Origin of the sequence: Caballeronia terrestris (assembly GCF_001544515.1) — a bacterium.
In the GTDB taxonomy this organism is placed as follows: domain Bacteria; phylum Pseudomonadota; class Gammaproteobacteria; order Burkholderiales; family Burkholderiaceae; genus Caballeronia; species Caballeronia terrestris.
In genome coordinates this window covers 1-21,627 of the sequence record NZ_FCOL02000055.1, presented here as the reverse complement: position 1 = coordinate 21,627, position 21,627 = coordinate 1, and the positions used below count along the sequence as shown (strand labels likewise).

The 21,627-nt window shown below is 57.4% G+C and carries 23 protein-coding genes and 1 pseudogene; 12 read left to right on the top strand and 12 right to left on the bottom strand.

Features of this window, described 5'->3' with window-relative positions:
* Window positions 1-9: 9 nt before the first annotated feature.
* From trpD to AWB67_RS27970, 4 genes are read left to right on the top strand one after another with little or no spacing between them, the layout of a single operon-like run.
* Window positions 10-1,041, top strand: coding sequence for an anthranilate phosphoribosyltransferase (gene trpD / locus AWB67_RS27985; RefSeq protein ID WP_087659463.1), 1,032 nt, complete (start codon window positions 10-12; stop codon window positions 1,039-1,041).
* Between the two features lie 13 nt (window positions 1,042-1,054).
* Window positions 1,055-1,840, top strand: coding sequence for an indole-3-glycerol phosphate synthase TrpC (trpC, locus tag AWB67_RS27980; RefSeq protein ID WP_087659450.1), 786 nt, complete (start codon window positions 1,055-1,057; stop codon window positions 1,838-1,840).
* Between the two features lie 18 nt (window positions 1,841-1,858).
* Window positions 1,859-2,503 (top strand): CYTH domain-containing protein, encoded by a 645-nt coding sequence (locus AWB67_RS27975; protein ID WP_087659449.1) that lies wholly within the window; start codon window positions 1,859-1,861, stop codon window positions 2,501-2,503.
* Complete coding sequence (locus AWB67_RS27970; protein WP_087659448.1) at window positions 2,500-3,261, top strand: uracil-DNA glycosylase; 762 nt, start codon at window positions 2,500-2,502, stop codon at window positions 3,259-3,261. Before AWB67_RS27975 ends, AWB67_RS27970 begins: the two co-directional genes overlap by 4 nt.
* A gap of 67 nt (window positions 3,262-3,328) precedes the next feature.
* Here the strand turns inward: AWB67_RS27970 and AWB67_RS27965 are convergent, their stop codons facing one another.
* The 4 genes from AWB67_RS27965 to AWB67_RS27950 all read right to left on the bottom strand — a co-directional run bounded on the left by AWB67_RS27965 (window position 3,329) and on the right by AWB67_RS27950 (window position 7,949).
* A complete protein-coding gene (locus AWB67_RS27965) occupies window positions 3,329-3,925 on the bottom strand; it encodes an FMN-dependent NADH-azoreductase (protein WP_087659447.1) in 597 nt (198 codons plus the stop codon).
* A 141-nt stretch (window positions 3,926-4,066) separates the two neighbouring features.
* Window positions 4,067-5,866, bottom strand: coding sequence for a M61 family metallopeptidase (locus AWB67_RS27960; protein ID WP_087659446.1), 1,800 nt, complete (start codon window positions 5,864-5,866; stop codon window positions 4,067-4,069).
* Between the two features lie 122 nt (window positions 5,867-5,988).
* Entirely contained in the window at window positions 5,989-6,717 is a 729-nt protein-coding gene (locus AWB67_RS27955; RefSeq protein WP_087659445.1) for a DsbC family protein, read from the bottom strand.
* A gap of 59 nt (window positions 6,718-6,776) precedes the next feature.
* Window positions 6,777-7,949 (bottom strand): UbiH/UbiF family hydroxylase, encoded by a 1,173-nt coding sequence (locus AWB67_RS27950; protein ID WP_087659444.1) that lies wholly within the window; start codon window positions 7,947-7,949, stop codon window positions 6,777-6,779.
* A gap of 205 nt (window positions 7,950-8,154) precedes the next feature.
* Here AWB67_RS27950 and AWB67_RS27945 point away from each other — a divergent pair.
* Window positions 8,155-8,253, top strand: a pseudogene (locus tag AWB67_RS27945) (GTPase); the annotation flags it as partial.
* A gap of 178 nt (window positions 8,254-8,431) precedes the next feature.
* Here AWB67_RS27945 and AWB67_RS27940 read toward each other — a convergent pair.
* Window positions 8,432-8,950, bottom strand: a complete 519-nt coding sequence (locus AWB67_RS27940) for a hypothetical protein (RefSeq protein ID WP_200822324.1) — start codon at window positions 8,948-8,950, stop codon at window positions 8,432-8,434.
* A gap of 162 nt (window positions 8,951-9,112) precedes the next feature.
* Here AWB67_RS27940 and AWB67_RS27935 point away from each other — a divergent pair, with 162 nt between their 5' ends.
* The 5 genes from AWB67_RS27935 (at window position 9,113) to AWB67_RS39780 (ending at window position 12,706) form a co-directional block, all read left to right on the top strand.
* Entirely contained in the window at window positions 9,113-10,006 is an 894-nt protein-coding gene (locus AWB67_RS27935) for a hypothetical protein (protein ID WP_087659442.1), read from the top strand.
* A gap of 558 nt (window positions 10,007-10,564) precedes the next feature.
* A complete protein-coding gene (locus AWB67_RS43025; protein ID WP_268808110.1) occupies window positions 10,565-10,690 on the top strand; it encodes a hypothetical protein in 126 nt (41 codons plus the stop codon).
* Window positions 10,691-11,339: 649 nt separating this feature from the next.
* Window positions 11,340-11,663, top strand: a complete 324-nt coding sequence (locus tag AWB67_RS27930; protein WP_125477703.1) for a hypothetical protein — start codon at window positions 11,340-11,342, stop codon at window positions 11,661-11,663.
* 305 nt (window positions 11,664-11,968) lie between these two features.
* On the top strand, window positions 11,969-12,328 hold the full coding sequence (locus tag AWB67_RS27925; RefSeq protein ID WP_125477702.1) for a hypothetical protein: 360 nt from the start codon (window positions 11,969-11,971) through the stop codon (window positions 12,326-12,328).
* A gap of 21 nt (window positions 12,329-12,349) precedes the next feature.
* The gene (locus AWB67_RS39780; RefSeq protein WP_125477701.1) at window positions 12,350-12,706 is read left to right on the top strand and encodes a hypothetical protein; all 357 of its coding nucleotides are present in this window, start codon (window positions 12,350-12,352) and stop codon (window positions 12,704-12,706) included.
* Window positions 12,707-13,070: 364 nt separating this feature from the next.
* Here AWB67_RS39780 and AWB67_RS27920 read toward each other — a convergent pair whose 3' ends face one another.
* A complete protein-coding gene (locus AWB67_RS27920; protein ID WP_235025359.1) occupies window positions 13,071-14,168 on the bottom strand; it encodes an ADP-ribosylglycohydrolase family protein in 1,098 nt (365 codons plus the stop codon).
* Between the two features lie 436 nt (window positions 14,169-14,604).
* The gene (locus tag AWB67_RS27915) at window positions 14,605-15,222 is read right to left on the bottom strand and encodes a recombinase family protein (protein WP_087659461.1); all 618 of its coding nucleotides are present in this window, start codon (window positions 15,220-15,222) and stop codon (window positions 14,605-14,607) included.
* 166 nt (window positions 15,223-15,388) lie between these two features.
* Here AWB67_RS27915 and AWB67_RS27910 point away from each other — a divergent pair, with 166 nt between their 5' ends.
* On the top strand, window positions 15,389-15,868 hold the full coding sequence (locus AWB67_RS27910; RefSeq protein WP_087659439.1) for a hypothetical protein: 480 nt from the start codon (window positions 15,389-15,391) through the stop codon (window positions 15,866-15,868).
* An 849-nt stretch (window positions 15,869-16,717) separates the two neighbouring features.
* On the opposite strand, the gene AWB67_RS27900 is transcribed toward AWB67_RS27910, so the two are convergent.
* The 4 genes from AWB67_RS27900 to AWB67_RS27885 all read right to left on the bottom strand — a co-directional run bounded on the left by AWB67_RS27900 (window position 16,718) and on the right by AWB67_RS27885 (window position 19,766).
* Entirely contained in the window at window positions 16,718-17,665 is a 948-nt protein-coding gene (locus AWB67_RS27900) for a hypothetical protein (RefSeq protein WP_125477700.1), read from the bottom strand.
* A gap of 128 nt (window positions 17,666-17,793) precedes the next feature.
* Window positions 17,794-18,816, bottom strand: coding sequence for a hypothetical protein (locus tag AWB67_RS27895; protein WP_087659437.1), 1,023 nt, complete (start codon window positions 18,814-18,816; stop codon window positions 17,794-17,796).
* Between the two features lie 22 nt (window positions 18,817-18,838).
* Window positions 18,839-19,204: a surface-adhesin E family protein gene (locus AWB67_RS27890; RefSeq protein ID WP_125477699.1), complete on the bottom strand. Its 366-nt coding sequence runs from the start codon at window positions 19,202-19,204 to the stop codon at window positions 18,839-18,841.
* Window positions 19,205-19,301: 97 nt separating this feature from the next.
* Window positions 19,302-19,766: a hypothetical protein gene (locus AWB67_RS27885; protein ID WP_087659435.1), complete on the bottom strand. Its 465-nt coding sequence runs from the start codon at window positions 19,764-19,766 to the stop codon at window positions 19,302-19,304.
* A 222-nt stretch (window positions 19,767-19,988) separates the two neighbouring features.
* On the opposite strand from AWB67_RS27885, the gene AWB67_RS39775 reads away from it, so the two are divergent.
* Window positions 19,989-20,270 carry a glycoside hydrolase family protein gene (locus tag AWB67_RS39775; protein ID WP_125477698.1) on the top strand — a complete coding sequence of 94 codons (282 nt, stop codon included), beginning with the start codon at window positions 19,989-19,991 and terminating at the stop codon, window positions 20,268-20,270.
* Window positions 20,271-20,414: 144 nt separating this feature from the next.
* On the opposite strand, the gene AWB67_RS39770 is transcribed toward AWB67_RS39775, so the two are convergent.
* Window positions 20,415-20,840 (bottom strand): hypothetical protein, encoded by a 426-nt coding sequence (locus tag AWB67_RS39770; protein WP_125477697.1) that lies wholly within the window; start codon window positions 20,838-20,840, stop codon window positions 20,415-20,417.
* Between the last annotated feature and the right edge of the window lie 787 nt (window positions 20,841-21,627).

Below are 21,627 nucleotides of genomic sequence, written 5' to 3'. Positions count from 1 at the left end.
GAATCGACCATGACCATCACTCCGCAAGAAGCGTTGCAGCGCACGATCGAGCATCGCGAGATTTTTCACGACGAAATGCTGCACCTGATGCGCATGATCATGCGCGGCGAGATGTCGCCCGTGATGGCCGCCGCGATCATCACCGGCTTGCGCGTGAAAAAGGAAACTATCGGCGAGATCGCCGCCGCCGCGACCGTGATGCGAGAGTTCGCGAACCACGTCGAAGTCGAGGACAACTCGAATTTCGTCGATATCGTCGGCACGGGCGGCGACGGCTCGCACACCTTCAACATCTCCACCGCGACGATGTTCGTCAGCGCGGCGGCCGGCGCGAAGGTCGCGAAGCACGGCAACCGCGGCGTATCGAGCAAGTCGGGCAGCGCGGACGTGCTGGAAGCGCTCGGCGTCAACATCGACCTGACGCCGGAACAAGTGGCGGGGTCGATTGCCGAAACCGGCATGGGCTTCATGTTCGCGCCGAACCATCATCCGGCGATGAAAAACATCGCGCCGGTGCGCCGCGAGCTCGGCGTACGGACGATTTTCAACATTCTCGGCCCGCTGACCAATCCGGCGGGCGCGCCGAACCAGTTGCAGGGCGTGTTCCACGAAGATCTGGTCGGCATTCAGGTGCGCGTGATGCAGCGTCTGGGTGCAAAGCACGTGCTCGTCGTCTACGGCAAGGACGGCATGGACGAAGTGTCGCTCGGCGCGGCGACCAAGGTCGGCGAACTGGTAAACGGCGAAGTGCGCGAATACGAGATTCATCCGGAGGACTTCGGCCTGCAAATGGTGTCGAATCGCACGCTGAAGGTGGAGGACGCGCAGGAATCGAAGACAATGCTGCTCGGCGCGCTGAACAACAAGCAGGGCGTCGCGCGCGAGATCGTCACGCTGAACGCGGGCGCGGCGCTTTACGCGGCGAATATCGTCGAATCGATCGCGGACGGCATGCAGGTGGCGCGCGAAGCGATCGCGAGCGGCGCGGCGCGCGAAAAAGTCGATGAACTCGTGCGCTTCACACAGCAATTCTCAAAGTAACCGGATTTAGACCATGAGCGACATTCTCGACCGCATCATCGCGGTCAAACGCGAGGAAATCCGCGCCGCCGAGCAAAGCGCGCCGCTGGAAGAACTGCGGCTGGAAGCGAGCGCGCGCGATCATCGTGACTTCGTTGGCGCGTTGCGCGCGAAGCACGCCGAGGGCAAGCCCGCGATCATCGCGGAAGTGAAGAAGGCGAGCCCGTCGAAGGGTGTTCTGCGTGAAAACTTTGTTCCCGCCGAGATCGCACGGTCGTACGAAAAAGGCGGCGCCGCGTGCCTTTCGGTGCTGACGGACGTGCAGTTCTTTAAAGGCAGCGTCGCGTATCTCGAAGAAGCGCGCGCCGCGTGCAGCCTGCCGGTGCTGCGCAAGGACTTCATTATCGATCCGTACCAGATCCTCGAAGCCCGCGCGATGGGCGCCGACTGCATCCTGCTGATCGCCGCGGCGCTCGAACTGTCGCAGATGCAGGACCTCGAGGCCTACGCGCATTCGCTCGGGCTCGCGGTGCTCGTCGAAGTGCACGACGCCGAGGAATTGCACCAGTCGCTCACGCTGAAGACGCCGCTCATCGGCATCAACAACCGCAATCTGCGCACGTTCGAGACGTCGATCGAGACGACCATCGGCATGCTCGAAGCGATTCCCGACGATCGCATCGTGGTGACGGAGTCGGGGATCATGAGCCGCGTCGACGTGGACCGGCTGCGCGCGATGGACGTGCACACGTTCCTCGTCGGCGAAGCGTTCATGCGCGCCGACGATCCGGGCACCGAGCTCGCCCGCATGTTCTTCTAACGTTTCCGGACCGTCATTTTGAGCATCGAACGTGAGATCAAGCTGGCGCTGCCGGCGCCGCAACACGACGACGTCGCGCGCTTCTTCACCGAGCGCACCGGCGAACCGGGCACGACGATCGTGCTCGCGAACATCTATTTCGATACGCCCGATCTGCGGCTCGCGAAAGCGAAAAGCGCGCTGCGCCTGCGCCGTACGCCGGATCAGTGGCTGCAGACGTACAAGACGATCGGTCAGTCGGAGGCGGGATTGCACAGCCGGCATGAGTGGGAAATGCCGGTGGCGGGCGAAAAGCTCGAAATCGAAGCGATCCTCGCCGCCTGCAGCGAAGACGACGCCTGCGGAGCGCTGAAAGAGGCCGCGTCCGAGCTGACCGCCCTCTTCCGCACGGATTTCGAGCGCCGTTACTGGACCATCGCGCACGAAGGCGCAACGATCGAAGCCGCACTCGATCTCGGTGAAGTAAGCGCGGAAATCGACGGGGAAAAGCGCACGTCGCCGATCAGCGAGGTCGAGCTGGAACTGAAATCCGGCGGTGAAGGCGCTTTGTCGACGCTGTCCGCCGAATTGCGCGGCGCGTTTCCCGACCTGCAACCGGACGACGTGAGCAAGGCGCAGCGCGGCTATCGTCTGCGCGAGCAGAAACCGGACGCATCGAAATGAACCAGGCGACACTTTTCGACGTTCCCCAGACCACGGCCACGCTGGAAAGCCAGTTCGACGCGCTGCCGCCAGCCTGGCGCAAGCACCTGAAGCCGTTCATCGAAAGCAGACATTACGCGGCGCTGTGCGCTTTCGTCGATGCGGAGCGCGCGGCGGGCAAAACCGTCTATCCCGCCGATGTTTTCCGCGCGCTGCGCCTGACGAGTCCGGACGACGTAAAGGTCGTGATCCTCGGCCAGGACCCGTATCACGGCGAGGATCGCGGCGCGCCGCAGGCTCATGGACTGGCGTTTTCGGTGCCGTCGCCGGTGCGGCCGCCACCGTCGCTGCGCAATATCTTCAAGGAAATCAACGCGAGTCTCGGTTTCGAGGCGCCCAAGCACGGCTGCCTCGACGCGTGGGCGAAGCAAGGTGTGCTGCTGCTGAACACGTCGCTGACGGTGGAGCGCGACAAGGCCGGCAGCCATGCGAAGCGCGGATGGGAGCAGTGCACCGACACGCTGATCCATGAACTCGCGACGCGCCACGACGGCCTCGTCTTCATGCTGTGGGGCGCGCATGCGCAGGCGAAACGCGCGCTGATCGCGGACACGGGCAAAGCGCATTGTGTGCTGGAGGCGCCGCATCCGTCGCCGTTGTCGGCGCATCGCGGGTTTCTGGGCTGCGGCCACTTCGCGATGGCAAACGATTATCTGCAAAAACACGGCCGCCCGCCGATCGACTGGCGGCTCCCGGACGATCCGCAATTGCTCGCCTGAAAACGCAAAAAACCCGCCGCGGTCCGAAGACCTGGCGGGTTTTTTAACGACATGCTATTGCGGCAAATCAGACCGCGGCGATCGCTTCACGTGCGCTGGCGAGCGCGGCACCGGCGACTTCCGGACCCATCGCCAGGCCTTCGGCGTAGATGAAGCTCACGTCGGTCATGCCGAGGAAGCCGAGGAACGACTTGAGGTACGGCGTCTGCGAATCGTGCGGCGTGCCGGCGTACTTGCCGCCGCGAGCCGACACCACGTACACCTTCTTGCCCTTCACCAAACCTTCCGGACCGTTCGCCGTGTACTGGAACGTGATCCCAGCACGGGCGATCCAGTCGAAATACGTCTTCAGTTGCGACGAAATGCCGAAGTTGTACAGCGGCGCTGCGATCACGATGACATCCGCAGCCTGTAGTTCGGCGATCAGCGCTTCGCTCTTCGCATTGATCGCGGCTTGCTCGGCGGTGCGCTGGTCGGCGGGCGTGAAGAACGCGCCGAGCGTGGCGTCGTCGAGGTGCGGCAGGTTGTCGGCGAGCAGGTTGCGGACGACGGTCGTCGTGCCAGGATTCGCTTGTTGCAGCTTTGCGGTGAGTTCGTCGGCGAGCAGCGTCGATTGGGCGCCTTGCGAACGTGCAGCGGAATTGATTTGCAGAATGGTCGTCATGATGGCTCCTGTGCTTCGTTTGGTTTCGGGCGCCGTTTGCGCTCGGGACAGGATGCATTCTTCGTTTTTCCGACGACCGGAACAAGCTGTGCACTCGCGACGGATTGTTGCATGGGTAGAACAATCCACCGCCTTAGCGTTTTACCCCTTCAGCCAGCGCTCGCGCCATTGTTTCGCCGGGCCGCGTCCATCGACGGGCGAAAGCGTGTAGCGCGTGACTTCCGGCGCGTCGAGTTTCAGCTCCGTGCGGCGCAATTCGTCGCGTCGAAACGCGTGCACTTCCACCTTCGCGCCCGGCAGATAGCGCGAAAGCAGCCCGTCGAGGTTCGAACCGGTGACGCGCAGCCCGTCGATCGCCACCAGCACGTCGCCCGCCGACAAACCCGCCTTTTGCGCCGCGCCGCCGTCGTGGACGACCGCGAGCGTGCAATCCGCGCCGCCGCGCGTGCGCGCGCCGAGCGACGGCTTGCCTGCGGTGCCATTCGTCGCGAGATCGGTGGAGAGCGTGACGCCGAACGGCTCGAAGAGCGCGTCCAGTGGCAGGTCACGCGTGCCGTGGACGCCATCGCGAAAGAGCTTCCGCAGATCGGCGCCGGTGGCTTCGGCGAACAGCGCCTCGACTTCCGATTCCGCGATGCCGCGCGCCTTGCCGTTGTAGAAATCGCGGCCGTAGCGTTGCCAGAGCAAGCGCATCACGTCGTCGAGCGACTTGCGGTTGGCGGTTTGCGCGCGGATCGACAGATCGAAGGCGAGCGCGATCAGCGAGCCCTTCTGGTAATAGCTGACGATCGCATTCGGCGAATTTTCGTCGGCGCGGTAGTACTTGACCCACGCGTCGAACGAGCTTTCCGCGACGGTCTGCTTCAGCCGCCCGCTGCCCCGCTGCACGCCGGCGATCGTCTTGCCGACGAGCGTGAAGTAGTCGCCCGCGTTGATCAGGCCGCTGCGCACGAGCATCAGATCGTCGTAATAGGACGTGAAGCCTTCGAACAGCCACAACAGCGACGTGTAATTCTCCTGCGACAGATCGTACGGCGCGAACGCCGCCGGCTTGATGCGCTTCACGTTCCACGTATGGAAATACTCGTGGCTGCACAGGCCGAGATACGTGCGATAGCCGTCGGTCATCTCGGCGCGGCCCTGCACCGGCAGGTCGCCGCGATTGCAGATCAGCGCCGTCGACGCGCGATGCTCCAGCCCGCCATAACCATCCGCGACGGCGACCGTCATGAACACGTAGCGATCGACCGGCGCTTTTTTCGTGCGCGGCTCGAAAAGCGCGATCTGCGCCTCGCAAACACGCTTCAGGTCCGCCGCGAGCCGGTTCATGTCGAGGTTCGTCACGCGGCCCGAGATCACGATGTCGTGCTTCACGCCGTGCGCGCTGAAGCTGCCGAGCGCGAATTCGCCGAGCGTCACCGGATGATCGGCGAGCTCGTCGTAGTTCTGCGCCTGATACGCGCCGAAGCCGTAGCGCTTCGTGCCGCGCGCCTCCGGGAGCGCCGTCGCGACGCGCCAGTTGCGATACGCCGCGCCCTGCGGCGCCTGAATATCGACGGAGCACGGCGCATCAGCCTGCCCTTCGACCGCGAGAAACACGCTCGTGCCGTTGAAGAAGCCGATGGTGTCGTCGAGATGCGCGGCGCGCACCGACATATCCCAGCCGTAGACCTCGTAACGAAGCGTGATCGGGCCGTCGTGCGGCGCGGCCTGCCACGCATGCTTGTCGATTTTCTCGATCGCGATCCGGCGGCCCGCCGTGTTGAACGCCTGCAGCGTCACGATGTTGCGCGCGAACTCGCGGATCATGTAGCTGCCGGGAATCCACACGGGGAGCATGAAGCGCTGCCCGGCCGGATCGGGCTCGGCGACGGTCAGCGTCACTTCGAACAGATGCGCGGCGGGATTCTTCGGAACGATGGTGTACTGGATCGGATTCATCGTGCTTGTCCTTTTTATATTGCGGCTCGCGTGCTGCGGCTCGCTTCGACGGCAGGCCGGAATCGGCGGCCAGAAATCAGAAGAGGCGCGTTGCGCGCCTCTCGTCGGGATACTTCAGGAACTCAGCGTACCGCCGACAGTTCCTTTTCCAGCCGGTCGGCCGGCACGGCGCCCGGCAGGCGGCGGCCATCGGCGAGGAAGACGGTCGGCGTGCCGGTGACGTTCATCGACTTGCCGAGCTGCATGTTCTTGTCGATCGCGGTGGTGTCGCAGCTCGCGAGCGCCGGCGTCTTGTGGTCGAGCATCCAGCCTTCCCAGGCCATCGCGCGGTCCTTCGCGCACCAGATCGACTTCGATTTCGTCGTCGAATCCGGCGAGAGCACCGGGTACAGGAACGTGTAGACGGTCACGTTGTCGACGGATTTCAGCGTCGTTTCGAGCTGCTTGCAGTACGGGCAGTTGGGGTCGGAGAACACCGCGATCTTGCGGCTGCCGTTGCCCTTCACCACCTTCACCGCGTTCTCGAACGGCAGCTTCGCGAAGTCGATCTTGTTGGTTTCCGCGAGACGCGCTTCCGTCAGATTGCTGCGCGTGCGGGTATCGACGAGATCGCCGAGCAGCACGTAGTTGCCGGTTGCATCGCTGTAGACGATCTGCGTGCCGAGGTTGATTTCATAGAGCCCCGGAATGGGTGACTTCTCGACGCTCTTGATGGTCGCGTCGCCCATGCGCGATTGCAGCGTCGACTTGAGTTTGTCGGTGGTCTGGTCGGCTTGCGCCGAGCAGCCGATGCCGAAGATCGCACCGAGCATGGCAGCAGCGACGACGGCCGAACGAAGCGTATTTTTCATGCGAATTCCTGTGATTCCTGAAAGGCGCGCGGTTTTGTGAGCCCAAGCGCGCCATGTGATTAACCGAGCGCCGCCGAGACCAGCCAGCGCTTGACGAGCGGCTGCGCGCCGACGAGCGCCATGCCCGTGTTGCGCACCGCGCGCGCGAACGTGCCCGGCACGGAAAAGAGTTTCTGCAGGCCGTCGGTCGCGACGACGAGCTTTTGAATGTCCTCGCGACGTGCCCGTTCGTAGCGTCGCAACAGCACCGGATCGCCGAGATCGCGGAACGCTTCCTTGTTCGCGAGAACGTCGGCGAGCGCGGCGACGTCGCGCAGGCCGAGGTTCATGCCTTGTCCCGCGAGCGGATGGATCAGATGCGCCGCATCGCCGACGAGCGCCACGCGCGGCGCGATCAGCCGGTCGACAGTTTGCAGCGCGAGCGGAAAACCTTGCGCCGGCGTCACGCATTCGAGCGCGCCGAGCGTGTTCTGCGTGGCCGTCTCGACTTCCGCCGCGAGCTGAGCCGGATCGAGTGCCAAGAGCGCGTCGGCGTGATCGGCGCGCGCGGACCAGACGAGCGAAACGTGATCGCCCGGCAGCGGCAGCAAAGCGATGATTTCGGTGTCGCGGAACCACTGGTACGCTGTCTCGCCGTGCGGCTTCTCGGCCCTGAAATTCGCGACGACGCCCGTCTGCCGGTAATCGCGCCGCGTCGCCTTTGAGCCGATTTGCGCGCGCACCCACGAATGCGCGCCATCCGCGCCGACGATCAGATCCGCCTCCAGCGTCTCACCGCTCGCGAGCGTGACGTGCGCGGCGGTGTCCTCGACGGTCATGCCTTGTGCGCGTGAGTCGAACCACGACAGGTTCGGCTGGAAGCGCAGCGCGGTATCGAGCGAGCTTTCGATCAGCGACGATTCGACGATCCACGCCAATTGCGGCACCGACGCCTGGAATGCCGAGAAATGCAGCTCCGCGTGGGTATCGCCGAAGACGCGCATGTCGAAGACGGGGCCCAGGCGCGAGCGATCGAGCGCCTGCCAGACGCGCAGCCGTTCCAGCAGCGCCTGCGAACTCGATGACAGCGCGTAGATGCGCGAATCGAACGCCGCGCCCGCCGGCAGCGACGCGGCGGGCGCGGCGACGAGCGCGGTGCGCAGGCCGGACTGGGTCAGCGCGAGCGCCGCCGTCTTGCCGACGAGCCCGCCGCCGACGACCACCGCGTGGAAAGTCTGGGGATGGGAAGTCATCCGGGCATTATAGCTGCGGGGTTTGGCGCGATCGGGGCCGGATTGCCGGCGTGACGCGGCGTTACAATAGCGGTTTGCCTGGCCGCTCGACGTGGCCACCCGTTGCGCGCGGTCCGCTGCGGCTTTTTGCCCCGGATCCCGGATCCGCACGCGCGATCAGCGAAACTCACGCGGCCCGCGCCGTTTCACCAGTTCGAAGGATTCCATGAGCCTCCAATGCGGCATCGTCGGCTTGCCTAACGTCGGCAAGTCCACTCTTTTCAATGCACTGACCAAGGCGGGGATTGCCGCCGAAAACTATCCGTTGTAACGATTAGGTCAAAGTTCGCATTGTTATCAGATGCTTAGAGGCTCATTTGGGAATCAAGAGACAAAACCAGCACAAAAATTCGGACGCACCTTCCGTCTCATTCGACGGAAAACCATGTTAACAGCGGAGAGGCCCGGTTGTCACCCGTGCATACTCGCGCCAAAGCCCGTAATCAATCGCAATTTTTGCACACTGCCTTCATTTTCTTCTTGAATTTCAACCAGATTTCCTCGTCTTTTTCCAATTGTTCGGCGTAGGTGTCAACAATCGTGCGAAGTTCGCGGATGAATTTGGTCGCGTTGATGGACTTTCTGGACTTGTCGAGCAGTCTCCCGCGACGCACTATACGCCAGCCATTGCGGGCTTCACTTTGGTGAAGGATGCCACATCGGATGTCCTTGTAAAACCAGTCATTGTCGCCAGCAAAAACGTCCAGTGTCGTATCCCGCCCGAAGAAACTCCGAAACATCGCAGATGAGAGTTTTCTGGTGTCCGGCATTCCCTGATAGAAAGATTCAAGTGTTTCTATTATCAAGCAACAGATGGCCATGATCATGAAACCATGCTTGTCTTGTCGTGAGGTCGATTCAATCGGGCGAAAGTAACGCTCGTCAAAACGTTCCCGAACGAACTCGGCCAATGCTTGCCGGTTGTTACTCTGTTCTAGTCGTTGATACCGTTCGACGGTCACGGTGCTAGAGAGTCTTGTATTGTGTGCAGTCATGGGGAGAAAGGTACATCATATGGCAGACCGCCTATCCAAGCACATCTTGAGAGGCGACAAACACCTTGGCCTCCGCTTCTGAATTGCATGGTGGCCTGTCTGCTTGTCGTAGGTCGATCAAGAAGGCACATGCAGCCGTTTATCATGAACAGTCACGCGGAAGCATTTCGGCGGCTATCAATGGGGCACCTCGACCACGGGCTTGCTCTACTGAGCCAGTCTATTCTTTGGTCTGATGGTAACAGCTCGCTCGACGGGCCGTTCTTTCTCGGATTCCCGGGTTTTCCCGGGTGGGGCGAAGGACTGTTACTGGCCTCATTGTTGAAACGGTACGCTGCCTCTGACAAGAAGTGCATTACCGTATTCGCGCCGCCACAGATATGCTCGATCCTGAAACAGGAAAACGCTTTCGAGGTTCACACCGTCCAACACTATGACGAAGCCAAATCCCGCAAAGCAAGATCGCCGTTAGCCATACTGAGACACGCGCTGACCGGCGAACTTCTGCAACTCCCATTCTCGGCCATTCAATCATTTGTTGAGAGTGAACCGGTTGATCATGATGACCGGGTTGGGATCGTATGGGCCAGCAGGAACATTGGCGGAGATACTTCCGTTGAGAAATGTATACCCATCTGCGAACTTCTCCATGCCATCGATGACGGCAACCGGATGCTAACGTCGCTTCAACGTCATCTGTCAGACGAAGAATCTATAACCTTGCGTACCAGATTCGGAGGTCGCATCCGCTTTGTGGATGAGAAGGTCTTGGATGCAGAAGACCAGACAGAAGCATTGAGAGACATAGCAGACCTTGATCGGATTGTCACGATTTCAACAACCACTGCACACATCGCCGCATGCCTTGGCATCCCCGTGATGCTGCTTGCAGCCCGCCGACACGGCCCTCAGTGGTTCTGGCGCGTTCAAGCCGAACATCGAAAGGTCATATATCCCACTGTAACGGTCATCTTGGGCGGAAAGGGTAAGTCGTGGTGGACACCCTGTATCCCCCACATATGAGTCGCAACCCGGACAACGCACGAACCTATGATTAACCCGTATCGACTCAACAGTTCGCGCCGCCCATGCTGACTTCTTTGCATGACGTTGGCACCCCCGGCTCGATTGGAGATGGATCGCCGACTATCGCAGTCGCAGGTCGCGCCGGTCAAGGGTAAGCGTAGTTCCGAATACAGGAGAGACGTTCTTAGGCTGCGCGCGCTGTTGTTCAACTGCTTCCATTCTGAATTCGTGTCTGCACGGCTTCTACATGCGCTTCTAGACCCGCCGAACGGCCCCTATCCGACCGAATGATATGGAAGGTCGCACAGTAATAATCTGGCGTCTCTTCTTGCGCAGGCGGGCTCAAGCTGCCATTCGCGATTGAGTCAATGACAACGTGACCAGAACCATTTTTGATGATCCAGCCATCTTCTGCGCTGACACACGCTTTAACATCGTTTCCATCCGAAGGATCGTCACCAGCATGGGATACATAGGAGGTGCTTCGAATGCGGCGACTCAGGACGATTGGAACCGAGACGGACGCTTGCGCTGCTGACTCCGGTGTAGCTGGCAATGCTGCTGACGCCGGTGGCGTTGATGACGTGGGTGTCGTTGCTGAAGCTGGTGGTGTCGCTGACGGTGATGTTGCTGACGGTGATGTTGCTGACGTTTCGTAAGGATGCGGCAACCCTGAATTAGGCGGTGCCTTCTCCGTCGCCCTTGGTGTTTCCTGAGTAGTAGCAACTCGTCGTTGTCTGTAGAGATCGTCAACAACACCCGCGACAATCATCGCGATCCCAAGTAAGAATCCGTATCGCAGCAGCGTCAAGCGGAAGGTAGCGGCATGACCGGCCTGTACCGGATCGTTCGGGCTAGCCCTCCTATATTCCTTGGGAACTGCAAACCTAAAGAGCGAAAAACATAGAAACAGAACGAATCCGACCAAAACCAGTGGATTCTCCAAGTATGGAGCTACCTTCGCAAATCCGGCGAGCGAAATCCATTGGCCCATGAAAGGTACCCCACTTCTTCTTTCGGATTCTCGGTACTCAGAGTCAAGTTATAGTCAATCGACAGCATCGTTTCCAACCCTAAATGTTCCGCATGATCATCGGAACCATGTACGTTCCTAACCCATAAAAGAAAAAAGCCACTGTTTGTCGGGTGCATCCCGTCCTTTCCAGCATTACTTCCGTTCGTTCACTCGTTGTGTTTACGACGGTCGGGGCCGCCCCATTGATGACTTTCCCCATGGCGAGTTTCAAACCGTCTGCTTTTCAAATGACACATAGCTCAGTTTGCTGTACTACTATGAAACGCAGTGTGCAACAAGAAATGGGGGTGGAAAATGCGTTCAGTAGCAGTTCCACTTTTGGTTGCGTTGGTCTTCATTATGAAGACCGGGGCCGCCGAAGCGCGGTGCGATCTCACCGGTCCCTGGACCTGTGGCGGCGATTGTAAGAAACCCGGCGGCACCGACCATGCCAGCCAGACCGGCAATTCGATCACGTTCATTGGGGAGGACGGTGCAAGCTCCCAGGGCGTGTGGCAGGATGAGTCAACAGTAGTCAACTTCACAGAACCCCAGAAACATATCCAATTGGTGGGGCATGTGACCGGGGACTGTAAGCAGATTAACTGGGACAACCATACATATTGGCTGCGCAACTAGTGCACCAGTCCGCCACTGGCTGACCCTGGCTACGGTCGGCCACAGCGGGCACCGCTGCAGGCGGCGACGAAGTTCCCGGCGATCAGACCACAATCGGGTCCTCGTCTTGGCGTCGGTGTCTTCATAATGGTCGATCAACGCACGCACGACATGGTCGGATGTTCACCGCGTCTGAGGGCATAGCGGCTCTGGTGAGACTAGGCATGCGTGAGTGCTTGCCTTTGACTGCGCGGTGCCTATCCTAGAGAAGCGCGTTACTTCCGGCAAAGCTGACTACTCGCTTTCACGCACGCGGAGATCTAGTGATGAACAACGAACGATTGATGGTGGTCCTGGCGATGTTGGTTGCATCGGGATTCGCCATGACAATGGACAGTGCGCGCGGGCAGGCCCCGGCAAGCCATTGCGACATCTCAGGCAGATGGACTTGTTCCTATAATCCGTGTGGGAATAACAACCCTGGCGCAGCCGTAATTAAGCGCCTCAGCGCGACAACTTACTCGTTCGAGAACGATTTGCAGGAGCCCGGTACCGGCGGCGTGGATCCGGTCACGCCCAATACGTATTGGGCTTGGTGGAAGCCCCACGAAAAATTGAGCGTCGTTGTCGATGAAGCATGCCACGAACTAATCTTTAGCAACGGGACCCACTGGACACGCTATTGAGTATTCGCCGGAGATCTAGCGATGAGCGACGAACAACGATTGATGGTGCGGATCGTCCTGCCAGTGGTGGTCGCATCGGGATTCGCCATGACAATGGACCGTGCGCATGGGCAAGGCCATTGCGACATCACAGGCAGATACACTTGTACCTATCCTCCCTGCCAGAATCACGATGTAGGGGCGGCCTGGGTTATACGCCTCGCAGGCGAAAACAGTTACCTGTTCCATAACGAAGTAGGGACCGAGGCTAGAGGCTCTGAGGACCTGCACAATCCCAACACTTATCAGATTCCCGCCTGGGGGTCCACCGAACCCGATGCAGCATGCAATCTATTAATCTTTAACAATGGAACCCACTGGACACGCTCCGGGCATTGACAAACAGGGGCGGGTCATATTCACCATGATGAGGGCGGGCGCGGATCGTGAAGTGCCGTACCCCAAATCGGGTTTCGGTTTAGCCATTTCAAATCTCCACTAAGTTGTATTTTTGCGGAGTAGTACCGCTTCACTCGCCGTCATTTGTTGCTAGCGGTCAGGCGGCCCAGCATTCGCATACGTTCTGTGAGGATGCGACGACTCGCGCTTCATCACGCCGTCTGAACGGCCCGCTTTTTAGTCTCTACCATGGTCCAGAGAAACCTGCTCCACGGGAACACGCGCGTAGGCGCCCCCCACACGGCCCTAATCAGCAGCAACGTCGGCGGTAACAGTCGAAGCATCATTGTCCGGTCAGGACGTGTCAGGTGCGACGACGCTGTTTGCGAGGCCCCGACCAATCGATCAGAACGCACGGCACTCCGTCTGGTCCGATCCCACTCCACTCGTCAACGGCTTCACTGCAACCGACCGAAGTGGTCATTAGCCGAACAATCAACGGTTCGGCGAGATTGAAACCTCTCAACTGTTCCAGCCATCGCGTCGGAATTCCACCAATGCCGAACTTGATTCCTGCCAGCCCACAAGCGACGGCAGCCGTCGTGTCGGTATCGTTGCCTAAGCTGATCGCTGCCTTGGCGACATCTTCGAAACTCGGTTCACGCAGCGCCGACCGTGCGGAGAAAAGGCTGTCAACCACGTACCCGGTTCCACGCGGCTGTTCCGACTTGCCGAATCGCCGGACCGTCTCAATCTCAGTCGTGAAAGGCTTGCGTTCTTCCGCGTTCGGCCACCCTTCATAGATGGCGTGTAGACGCTCATCTGCCATCGACCAAGGATCGCTCTCGCCCGTCAGATAGCCGCGCGCTACAAGACAGTAGAGCGCACAAGCAACCTGCGAACGCGGATGACGATGGGTCGGCGTTGAACTTAGATGCGCAGCACGGACCAGTTCTTCGTCGGAACCTTGATGCCAGAGCGCAAGGGGAAGCACACGCATCAATGATCCGTTCCCGTTGTCCCACTCATCGGCACCGCCTGACTCTCGGACAGGAACACCATCGCGAAGTCGGGCGAGTGCATCGGCAGTTTGGATACCGATGTCGAAGACATGCCCGTCTACGGCCATGTAGCCGTCATCCTCCCACCGTAGAAGCCTATCGGCGAAATCGACAAGTGAGAATCGGCCACATTCTTGAAGGCTTGCGAGCAACGCCAAAGCTTGTGCGCCATCGTCTGACCACGTTTCACTTGGAACGCCGGGATGTGCGCGGCTAAAACTGAGCGGCGGCGTCATCTCGATGAGATCACGCGCGGGAATCGCATCTGGACTGTGAAATTCATACGGCACGCCCAGAGCGTCGCCGACCAGCAGTCCAACGAGACCGCCCACGCGCCGGTCGTCGCAGCCTTGAAACGACATGAAACCAGCACCTTGCACCATGCCTTCTTCTCTCACCATAAACATCTCCGTCGCAGCGTCTAGCCGCTAAGTTGGTAACGGTCGGTGACATCATCGGTGGTAACGGTCGGCGACATCATCGATGGTAACGGTCGGTAACATCATCGGTGGTACCAGTCGGCGGCATCATCGATGGTAACGGTCGGTGACATCATCGGTGGTACCAGTCGGCAGCATCATCGGTGGTACCAGTCGGCAGCATCATCGGTAGTACCAGACGGCGGCATCATCGGTGGTTACGGTCGGTGACATCATCGGTGATACCAGTCGGCGGTATCATTGGTGGTTACGGTCGGCAGCACCATTCGTGGTCGCACTCGTCTACACCATTGATGGTGACAATCGGTCACTCCCATTGCAGGCCACAGTAGAGCACCATTGATGGTGACAATCGGCGGCTACCGTTGCAGGCCGCAGTCGTCAACACCACTGGCGATCACAACTGATGCTGCCGTTCGGACGACGCGACTGTTGACACAGTCATCGTATCCCGCACTCTCATGATTGTCTGTCGGCTGGTCCTCATCTCACGCGCGATTTGTGCAACCGACACCTTCTCTTGGAGACGTTCGGCCACGACAGCGCGTTGCGCTTCTGACAAAGCCGAAGGTCGCCCAAACACTTTGCCTTCCGACTTCGCTCGCCGAAGACCTGCTTGCGTCCGTTCAATAAGGAGATCGCGCTCGAACTCTGCGACGGCGCTGATGACGCCCATAGTCATCTTTCCGGCAGGACTTGTGAGGTCTACCCCGCCAAGGGCCAGACAGTGAACGCGAACACCGATACCGTAGAGACGTTCGACGGTCGCCCGAACATCCATCGCGTTGCGACCAAGCCGGTCGAGCTTCGTAACAATGAGCACATCGTGGTCTTCGAGACGGTCCACCAGCTTCGCGAAGCCTTTTCGCTCCATAGCCGGTACCGATCCCGAGACGGTTTCTTGAACCACTCTCTGTTTTGCTACGTTGAATCCCGCTGCTTCGATTTCTTGTATTTGATTCTCAGTCGTCTGTTCGACTGTGGATACGCGGCAATAGCAAAACAGTCTAGTCATCGACACCTCACCTGTCCGAAATGGAGGTACGAATTCTAAAGGGTGTCCGATACGTTTACAAGCTAATTTTTGGACACTGCGCGCGGTGGGGTACCGAAACACTCGATTTCGGACATATGCTTTCCGTCATGTCCGTGGCGTGCGTGCCGTGGCAAAGGGGATTCACATGCACCAGATAGCGATTGCCGTGAGGGACAGAGATTTATTTCTTGAAGCCACCGTGGTGAGGGCCGCCACAGGTGACGTCTACGTCAACTTTCCTCGGGATCATGTGGCCGGTTGGAAACCACACAGCAGCTACCACGCGTCCGGCCAGCATCACCAGAAAAGCTACGAGAAAGCCTTCTTGGTCCAGAAGAAGCAACAACCTGACGAATCATTCAAGGATGCCGTCAACGTCGTGACGTGGGGTCTTGACAGTGCGGGACACAAGGCGCTCAATCTTCCGTGCGACCCACACGACTTCTCCGAAGTGTTCGAAATTCCGATTAGCCTGCTGCGCCCGGAGAAATATAAGACGCATGTCTCAGTTGACCTCGCTGAACCGGGGACGGAACCGCTTCTGGTGCCGGGAGCAAAGGTCTTTCAACAGGAGCGCTACAGAGACTCGGAGCCGTGGATTGTTCTCACGCTCTTCGAGTCGTAAACGTTCCAGCCATCAACAGGTCACAGTCCGCAATCACCGGACCGCCGATGGTGACGGTCCAACAATGGCAACGTCGGCACTACCGGTGTCGATGGCCGGTTCTACATGCGTGCGTTCGGCGGCATCGATTCGAGATGGCGTCTCGTCTAGCCGTATGTCGAACCACCCGAGAACCAGTTCGCCTGACGCGTACCCGTCGCGAACCAGTTGAACGTCATGTGCCACGACCGGGGAGGAACTAAATCGTCATGTCGTCCCGCTGCGGTCGCGATATCATTGTGCGCACCATCATCAGGAGAGAGACCATGACCGATAGCAACCTCGAACAGTTCGACCAAGCAATGCGCGGTATCTACGACGCCGCCCGAAAGCTGAAGCCGCCATACCACGCCACATACTTCTTGCGGATGGTGAACGAACACGGCGGCAAGGAGACTGCGAATCGGCTACTGGCGACGAACAGGCCATCAGAGGGGTTCACTGAACTCTTTCTCCGTGGTCGAGGTCCTTCAGAGGCCGTGGCGCGATCTGTTCACGACCGAACAGTTTGCAGTTGCGAGGAAGCGACTGATCGAAGTCGAGTGTCCGCTTCCTGCGGACGATCAAGGTTGATCGGCTGTCGTCAATCCACATGACCTATAGATACTTCCTTGATGGTCTAGGCCATCCCGAACGTGCTCAGATACACGAAGCTGGTTGCCATGCTTCCCGGCATCGTCATCGAACACTACTGCATGGTCAAGGGTATCACTTGGAAGAATTCTGGCGGGACCAAAAGTGGATCAAGGCGCTGCTGAACGATCCCGAATTCGCGTACTTAAAGACTACTACTGCTGGTCGAATCTAAGGTCATTTATTTTTCAGTGGATCGTTTTTATATCGGTAAAGCGGGCAAATCAAACCTTCCGAAAGAAATTGCGGCTTGCGGTAAATTCCGCCCGCCATGTTCATTGTGTCGAAAACCCATCGCATGCGCTTTTGCGCATCACTCACGTCCAACGCAGATTCAAACGGAACGAGGAACAGATCAATACAGTATTGCGATTTCTCCATGAAGTACTTCATTGGATTTTCAATATACCTCCACCCCTCACCAGATGGATTCGTCAGGTGCGGTCTTGGCATTTTCGCGATTTCGAATACTCGCTCGTTGGAGTCGACAAGAAAATCACGCAAATCCACAAAGTAATTGTTTATCTTAATATCGGAAAGAGTCGGCTTACCTCCATTAATAGCCCGCAATACGATGGGTGATTCAGCATAGATGGTTTTCGTGAGGGTAACGAAAGCCTCATCCATCCGAGACAGCATTGCCCCTTTCTCGTCTACGGGGCCATCCCGCTGAATCCAGAGCAACTGGCCCCTCATAGCGTATTCCGCCAAAGCTTGCCGAATCTTCTGAATTGCCTCGTGCCCCGCCAAGGTTTGCGTGCGATCTTTCTCAATCTCTTGTTGCCGACTTTGAAGCTGTCCGCCGACGATTGCTGTCAATACGAAGCCCAAGATTAGAAGCGTAGTGGGGTGACGCAGAACAGCGTCCAGACCTTTCCAAATGGACGATTTCTTTTTCTTTGTGTTCTCGATTACCTCAATGACTTCACTGATGCGGTTTCGGTGTATCGCTATCACTTCGCGTGTTTTGTTGAACTGGTCCAACACCTTCTGCGCGTCATCAGTGGCCTGTCCGTCTTCCTCTAACCCTCTGATGACTCCCTCCTGACGCTCGATCCGCCATTCAGCTTTAATCAGATCAATTTCGGCCTTCCGAAGCTGTCGTCTCTCGAATTCAAGGTCCATCGTTCGCCCCTCATTCGTCCGGTCAGCACGGATTATAGGCGGGACGAGATGCATATCAAAGCATTGCTGAACGATCCTGAATTCGCCTACTTCAAGACGACTGCTGATCGAATCTGAACCCGGAAGGCTCAAGTCGACTTCTCATTAGCCGGGTGCATCAAAATTTCTTCGATAGTTGTGTAAGCGTCTTGTACTTTCCATTCAAAAGCTTCCAAGGTGAAAATGTAGTCGTCTAATATCTTTTCATCCGTCTCGCTTGAAGTCGATAAGACTTGTTCAAGAAGTATTCTGAACGCCGTGAAAGTTGCTGAAACCTTCAACGTGTACTGGACAAGTCCGTTTGGTAGAAGATGAAGTTCGATTTGATCCAATGCTTTTTCAAGTCGTAACACGTCTGGCATAAAACCAATTCGTTCTTCGGGACTCGCGAGCATCAAGCCGTTCTGTCTCAATTGCTGCGTCACACTCCGCTGCAAAACTACCGCAGTGTAGACGATGGAATGTACTGTAACGAGCCTTTCCGCGTCTCGATCAACCTTCTGTTGGTTGATCTGCTGCACCGTCTTCTTCGATTGCCATATCGCGATCAAGGCTGCCGCGATGATCGCACCTATTGAACCGAAGGCTTGAACCCATGCAGCGTAATCACTCGAAGAAGCCGGATATGCAGAAGGCGAAGATGCCTTCTCGTTGCCCGACGCATTAACAGTCTCGACGGACTCCCTACTTCCACTTCCCCACCTGCTCAAGCAAACCGCACTGAACACTGAGTCCCAATCGCTGTCGGGTACGATCCGTTGCTGCTCATATCTGACATCTTCATACCATTTATACGGATCTGAAAATTTCTCACGCGCCCCGGCACGTTGCACGAGTCCTGTATGTGCTTGGCAGTCGAACGCTGTCAATCGGATCATGTCCATCGCGAAGCCCTTGGTGGAGGCCGTTTCCTTCCACCATACGGACTTCACTTGACCGTTCGAAGCGATGCTGTCCCGGTCAACAGACACCGATACTTCCGAATGCTCTATCTTCACTTTTTGGTCTTGAACCGGGCCAAGCCAGTTTTCGTCAGCCTTGTGAACAACGATCCAATTGGAAGCGAAGGAAAGTGACGGAATCGTGCACAAAAGAAGCAGCAGCTTTCGCATAGACCCGCCTATTGCTAGTTGGTTAGTTCTTCCACTTGTTCAAGCAGACAGCGGCGAACACATGGTCCCAAGGATCGTCCGGTTCAATGGCGAATACCTTTTCGGGAACATCGGCCCATTTGTACGATTGTGATGCATTCAGACGGGAACCTGACTTCAGTCGGCGGTACTGGTGACTATGACAGTCAAAGGCAATTTGCTGCAACCAATCAAGATGTTGTCCATCGGTTGACGACGCGGTTAGCTTCCACCAGACCGTCACGCTCTGACCGTCTCTCACGATGCTATCCCGATCAACGAGAATGGACCACGGCGAATTATGAATTTGCGTGTTGGTGCCAGTATCGGAATCAGCGCCAACCCAACCATGCATTTCTTTGTGAATCAATCGCCAGTCCGCAGCGAAAGCAACGCACTGCACCAAGCAGAACAGAACCAGTAAGTACCGCATAACACCCCCATGCATTCGACCGTCGACGAACTGTTCAACCTTGCTTCCACTTGTTCAAGCAAACCGCGCTGAATACATGGTCCGCTGGATCATCCGGTTCGAATCCGACGCCGAAGTCCTCCCCATTCTTCGGCGGTTGATTGGTCGGGTTGAACGCAATATCAACCCACTTATAAGGCAAATTCGACGCTGTTCGACTTCCCAAACGTTCGAACGACTGCGTATGGGCTTCGCAGTTGTATCGACTGAGATAAATCTGATCAAGGGTGTAGCCATCCTTGTTGGCGATTTGCTTCCAATAGACCTTTTTGTATTTCCCATTCGTCACTATGCTATCTCTGTCCACGACGATTGAAACCGTCGAATTCTGCATCTTACCGTCACCAGTCTCATGCGCACGGTAGCCGCGCCAATCCTTAACTTCCGCGTTGACCACCGTCCAATCAGACGCGAACGCAAGACGTGGCACAAAAACCAAGGCGAGCAACAACTTCCGCATAACACCCCCATGTAATCGACCGGACAAACTGTTCGCGATTATATCCACAGCCGTCACCAAAGCTTCGCAAACCCGTCCGAACGTCTTTGGCGGGCTTCTCAGTCGTTCCTTGACCGTTCTCACGGTCGATCACAACAAGACCAACCGGGACACGTTTAGACCGCGTGAAGCCCATCTGTTCAAACGCAAAACGGGGCAGCAATCGCAGATATTAAGAAACCGATGATCCTGAAGTTCATTTCCCTTCCACTGTTTGCGGTCGCATCGCATCTTATCAATTTTGAAGGTGCCAAGGACACGCCGTATCAAGACACAGCAGGAATTAAAACCGTGTGTGTAGGTTCGACAGCCAATGGACCAGCGAAGGCACCAATCGACGCACGGCACGTCTACATGGCACAAGAATGTGCGCAACGTCTTGAACGAGACTTGAAGCACTTGAAGCCGACCTATGAAGCAGTAGGTCAAGCACCCGGCTTAGGCTTGGTTCGTGACTGGCCCTGACTAGTCGGTAATGCGTTGACCACAAGTAAAGAACAAACCGGTTACAACGTCCAATCCGATCCAAATGCGATTGACGGAACCACGCACATCAGCAGCAACAGCTTCCACATCACAACTCCCATCGTCATTAACGGCTTTCCGGTCTCACTTCCACTTATTCAAGCAGATTGCACCGTATATGTGATCCCACGGACCATCGGGTTCAATCCGGTAGGTCTTTCTATCCAGTTCTTCCCACTCGTAAGACCCGTTCAAAGAGTTTCGGCCACCCGAGCGGTTATCACGCCATGTATGCTCTTTGCAATCGAAGGTAGTCAAAGAAATTAGGTCCAAGACATACCCGTCCTTCGAAGTACCTGTCTCCTTCCACCAAACCTGTCTGAACTGACCATCTGTAACGATGCTTTCACGATCAACCTGAGTGAACACCGTGGATTCTTTCATCACGGATTCTTTTTGTCCCGGTTTTTTACCAAGCCACCAACTGTGATCTGCTTTCCGAACTACGGCCCAATCAGACGCAAAGGCGAGAGTTGGAACTAGACAGCAAAGCACCAGCAACTTTCGCATGAATTCCCTCGGAGTGCATCGACGGTTCAGATTATATCCACAACTTCACCAACAGCTTCTCTGCTGGTCCGAAAATCGTTAAGGAATTGGTGAATCGACGTGAAGCAGAACGGGACTTGTGTTTGCAAGGACTGCCGGTTTCCGATGTCGAATGAATGTCACGGAACAAGGTTCGAACGTCACGCGGAACATGGCTTCTTGTTCTTGCCACCGATGGAAAAACGAACCGGTGAATGTGAGTACAACGGCGAATGAGGCTGCGTACAACGGGCAAGGACCGGTTCCTGACTAGTCGGTGATGGGTGCACAACCAGTGAAGAACAAACCACTTCCTGTGCGGCTGAAGCGAAGCGGAAGCCAGCGTCTTGTGAAGGAGCGAAGCGACTGAGCAATTCACCTTTCCCGATGAAATCAGATCGGATACCGGTTCCTGTTGAGAAATAAAAAAAGCCCCATAAGTCATTGATACGTGACCGATGGGGCTTTTCTTTGATACATCTGGAACAGGTGAATTCGAATTCAGCTCTGGCGAAGCCCGCACCGTAGGTGCTTCATGTTCACCAACTAGTGAAGATTGGTCTATGTCGGGTGCTGATTTATTTCTTCACCTGAACTAGTACAACATCCCGTAAATAGGTTGAATAATTAGCCACCTCGATTATCATGACGGGATGAGCCGAGGCCGCCATGCAACGCCAGTGAAGCTGGCAAACAAAGAAAGACAGGAACTGCTAGCGCTGATCGAGCGGAAGACGGCGGCGCAGCGAGATGTGATGCGGGCGCGCAT